The 1430-nt window shown below is 73.1% G+C and carries 1 protein-coding gene; it reads right to left on the bottom strand.

What is annotated here, in order from left to right; translation table 11 throughout:
• Nucleotides 1–77: 77 nt before the first annotated feature.
• Nucleotides 78–947, bottom strand: a complete 870-nt coding sequence (gene rpsB / locus AB0B41_RS43195; protein WP_037046988.1) for a 30S ribosomal protein S2 — start codon at nucleotides 945–947, stop codon at nucleotides 78–80.
• Nucleotides 948–1430 lie beyond the last annotated feature (483 nt).

Here is a 1430-nt window from a genome sequence, read left to right as displayed (position 1 = left end):
GCGGGGGCGGGGGGGGGGGGGGGCGCGCCCGGGGGGGGGGGCGGGAGGCGCCCCGGCCGCCGTGATCGGGGTGGTGCTCAGCCGGCGGTCTGCTGGGTGCCGTTGCTGGTGCTGGCGGGGGCCGAGCCCGCGCCGGCGGCGGCGGTCTCGCCGCCCAGGCTCGCGCCGTCCGACCCGCCGCCGGTCAGGAGCTCCTGCTCCCACTCGGCAAGCGGCTCCTCGGCGCCCTCGGCCTTCTCGCCCTCGCCGCGGGCGCGCGCGGAGCGGGCCATGAGGCCGTCCGCCGCCGCCTTGGCGATCACCTTCGTGAGCAGCGCCGCGGACCGGATCGCGTCGTCGTTGCCCGGGATCGGGAAGTCGACCTCGTCGGGGTCGCAGTTGGTGTCCAGGATGGAGACGACCGGGATGTTGAGCTTCCGGGCCTCGCCGACGGCGATGTGCTCCTTCTTGGTGTCCACGATCCAGACCGCGCTCGGGACCTTCGACATGTCGCGGATGCCGCCGAGGGTCTTCTCGAGCTTGTCCTTCTCGCGGGTGAGCATGAGGATCTCCTTCTTGGTGCGACCCTCGAAGCCCCCCGTCTGCTCCATCGACTCCAGCTCCTTGAGGCGCTGGAGGCGCTTGTGCACGGTCTGGAAGTTGGTGAGCATGCCGCCCAGCCAGCGCTGGTTCACGTACGGCATGTTGACCCGGCCCGCCTCCTCGGCGATGGCCTCCTGGGCCTGCTTCTTCGTGCCGACGAACATGATCGTGCCGCCGTGGGCCACGGTCTCGCGGACGAACTCGTAGGCGCGGTCGATGTACGACAGCGTCTGCTGCAGGTCGATGATGTAGATGCCGTTGCGCTCGGTCAGGATGTAGCGCTTCATCTTCGGGTTCCAGCGCCTGGTCTGGTGCCCGAAGTGCACGCCGCTGTCGAGCAGCTGCTTCATGGTGACGACGGCCATGGCCGGTGTTCACCTCTCGGTCGGGCGCGGACCGCGGAGGGTGATCACCGATCACCGGCCGGTCCGCGCGTGGCGGTTGTCGCGGGACCCCCTGCGGGGCTCCGCCCTGGCGCCGCGCCGGCTCCCGGACCCGCACCCGGCCGCTCGGCAGGAGTACGGGACCGCCCGGTCGCCGACCCCGCTTCCGCAGGGCACGCGAGCGCGCGAAGTCACCTCGAGCGGTCGAGGTGCGTGGTCGAGTGTACGCCCGGCCACCGATCGGCCTCACCCGGGACGGCCGCCCGGAGCCGATCTGTCCCCAGGTTCGGGGGCCTGTGGATCGATCGTCCCCGCGACGCCGCATCCGCGCTGCTCCGGGGCAGGGTGGCGGCATGGGGCGGGCGGCGGCTCGGTGGATGGTGGGTTCGCGGGTGGCCTGGCCGGAGGCGGGCCGGCGGGCGGCTCGGCGGCTGCTGGTGGTGGTCTGCGTGCTGCTGCTCGGTG

This window comes from Pseudonocardia sp. NPDC049154 (assembly GCF_040648315.1).
Classification (GTDB): Bacteria; Actinomycetota; Actinomycetes; order Mycobacteriales; family Pseudonocardiaceae; genus Pseudonocardia.
The sequence above is the reverse complement of the archived record's forward strand: the minus strand, read 5'-3'. Positions and strand labels throughout refer to the sequence as shown.

What these genes read in the sequence shown, in the direction of transcription:
- rpsB (WP_037046988.1), bottom strand. Translation starts at nt 947, where the DNA reads ATGGCCGTCGTCACCATGAAGCAGCTGCTCGACAGCGGCGTGCACTTC.